Annotated in this window: 2 rRNA genes (1 of these 2 running past the window's edge); both read right to left on the bottom strand. The window is 53.8% G+C overall.

Annotation, left to right across the window (positions count from 1 at the left end):
- Window positions 1–37: 37 nt before the first annotated feature.
- Window positions 38–153 (bottom strand): 5S ribosomal RNA (gene rrf, locus VW35_RS04055).
- 235 nt (window positions 154–388) lie between these two features.
- Window positions 389–3,054: ribosomal RNA gene (locus tag VW35_RS04050) — 23S ribosomal RNA — on the bottom strand; it runs 57 nt beyond the window's last position.

Below are 3,054 nucleotides of genomic sequence, written 5' to 3'. Positions count from 1 at the left end.
GGTTTGGTTTTGTAAAGAGGTGATGTGTTTTTGGCAGACCTTGCAGTGACCTACTCTCCCAAGTCTTGAGACTTAGTACCATTGGCGCGGAGGGATTTGACGGTCGAGTTCGGGATGGGATCGGGTCCTGGGCCCCTCGCAAGAACCACAAGGTCGGCGAAAAACACATTTTGCGTGATAATTGGTTTTTTGCATTTCTGATCTGATGAAGCCTCAGGAGCGCTCGTTGGGCGAACGCAGTGAGGACCCCGGCCACGTTTGGCCGCCCCGCCGGAGGGTCAGCACGGAGCATAGCGGCGGTTTTAGCCGCGTCATGCTCAGTGCGGTACGACCCGCGAGGCATCAAGGAAGCAACGACGCAAGTCGTTGCGGACATAGATTAATGAGAACGATCAAGCCGATCGAGCTATTAGTACCGGTAAGCTTCAAGCATTGCTGCTCTTCCACACCCGGCCTATCAACGTGGTGGTCTTCCACGGCTCTGATAGGGAATACTCGTTTTGAGGGGGGCTTCCTGCTTAGATGCTTTCAGCAGTTATCCCGTCCGAACTTAGCTACCCTGCAATGCGGCTGGCGCCACAACAGGTCCACCAGAGGTTCGTCCATCCCGGTCCTCTCGTACTAGGGACAGCTCCTCTCAATATTCCAACACCCACGGCAGATAGGGACCGAACTGTCTCACGACGTTCTGAACCCAGCTCACGTACCACTTTAAATGGCGAACAGCCATACCCTTGGGACCTGCTCCAGCCCCAGGATGTGATGAGCCGACATCGAGGTGCCAAACAATGCCGTCGCTATGGACGCTTGGGCATTATCAGCCTGTTATCCCCAGAGTACCTTTTATTCGTTGAGCGATGGCCCTTCCACACGGGACCACCGGATCACTATGACCGACTTTCGTCTCTGCTCGACTTGTCAGTCTCGCAGTCAGGCAGGCTTATGCCATTGCACTCGACGACCGATTTCCGACCGGTCTGAGCCCACCATCGCGCGCCTCCGTTACTCTTTGGGAGGCGACCGCCCCAGTCAAACTACCCACCATGCGCTGTCCCGGACACTGTTATGCCGCGGTTAGACACCTATGACGATAAGGGTGGTATCTCATCTTGCGGCTCCACCAAGGCTGGCGCCCTGGCTTCAAAGCCTACCACCTATCCTGCACATGCCGACACAAGTGCCAGCGCAAAGCTATAGTAAAGGTTCATGGGGTCTTTCCGTCTGACCGCAGGAACCCCGCATCTTCACGGGGAATTCAATTTCGCTGAGTCTATACTGGAGACAGTGGGGAAGTCGTTACGCCATTCGTGCAGGTCGGAACTTACCCGACAAGGAATTTCGCTACCTTAGGACCGTTATAGTTACGGCCGCCGTTTACCGGGGCTTCAATTCAAGGCGTTAACCTCTCCTTTTAACCTTCCGGCACCGGGCAGGCGTCAGACCCTATACGTCGTTTTGCAACTTCGCAGAGCCCTGTGTTTTTGATAAACAGTCGCCACCCCCTCTTTTGTGACACCCCATACTGGTTGCCCAATATGAGGTCACGCTTATCCCGAAGTTACGCGTGCAATTTGCCGAGTTCCTTCAGTATAGTTCTCTCAAGCGCCTTGGTATACTCTACCAGTCCACCTGTGTCGGTTTCGGGTACGGTCTATGTTGGTGGAGCTATTTCCTGGAACCGGCTCACCACACCCCCAATCCGATAAGGGGATATAGCTCTGCGCGATCCGTCACTACCACCAGGCCCACGAATATTAACGTGGTTCCCATCGTCTACGCGTTTCCGCCTCGACTTAGGGGCCGGCTAACCCTGCGCTGATTAGCATTGCGCAGGAACCCTTGGACTTTCGGCGAAAGTGTCTCTCACACTTTTTGTCGCTACTCATGTCATCATTCGCACTTCCGATACCTCCACGGCCCCTCACAGGTACCGCTTCGCAGGCTTACGGAACGCTCCGCTACCGCTTACGACAAAGTCGTAAACCCTAAGCTTCGGTGCATAGTTTTAGACCCGGTACATCTTCGCCGCAGGATCACTTGACCAGTGAGCTGTTACGCTATCTTTAAAGGATGGCTGCTTCTAAGCCAACCTCCTGGTTGTCTGAGTAATCCCACATGCTTTCCCACTTAACTATGACTTGGGGACCTTAGCTGTAGGTTAGGGTTGTTTCCCTTTTGACGATGGACGTTAGCACCCACCGTCTGTCTCCCAGATAGTACTCTCGGGTATTCGGAGTTTGGTTAGGTTTGGTAAGTCGGTGAGACCCCCTAGCCCATCCAGTGCTCTACCCCCCGAGGTATTCGTCTGAGGCGATACCTAAATATCTTTCGCGGAGAACCAGCTATTTCCGAGTTTGATTGGCCTTTCACCCCTAGGAACAAGTCATCCCCGTCTTTTTCAACAGACGTGGGTTCGGCCCTCCAGTAAGTGTTACCTTACCTTCAGCCTGCTCATACCTAGATCACTCGGTTTCGGGTCTAATCCGTCTAACTTAACGCCCTATTCAGACTCGCTTTCGCTGCGCCTACACCTAACGGCTTAAGCTTGCTAGACAGACTAAGTCGATGACCCATTATACAAGAGGTACGCCGTCACCCTTGCGGGCTCCGACTGTTTGTATGCATCCAGTTTCAGGTACTATTTCACTCCCCTCGTCGGGGTGCTTTTCACCTTTCCCTCACGGTACTGGTTCGCTATCGGTCGTGTGCGAGTACTTAGGCTTGGATAGTGGTCTACCCATGTTCAGACAGAATTTCACGTGTTCCGCCTTACTCGAGGACCTATGAGCTTTCTACCGGTACGGGGCTATCACCCACTATGGCGGACTTTTCCAAGTCCTTCCCGTTCTTACCCACAGGCCACTGGCCTGGTCCGCGTTCGCTCGCCACTACTAACGGAGTCTCGTTTGATGTCCTTTCCTCCAGGTACTTAGATGTTTCAGTTCCCTGGGTTAGCTCCCTTGCGGGTGACCTAAATGGTCGGGTTTCCCCATTCGGAAATCCCCGGATCAAAGCTTATTCGCAGCTCCCCGAGGCTTATCGCAGCGTATTACG

This window comes from Devosia soli, from assembly GCF_000970455.1.
Taxonomy (GTDB): domain Bacteria; phylum Pseudomonadota; class Alphaproteobacteria; order Rhizobiales; family Devosiaceae; genus Devosia; species Devosia soli.
The sequence above is the reverse complement of the archived record's forward strand: the minus strand, read 5'-3'. Positions and strand labels throughout refer to the sequence as shown.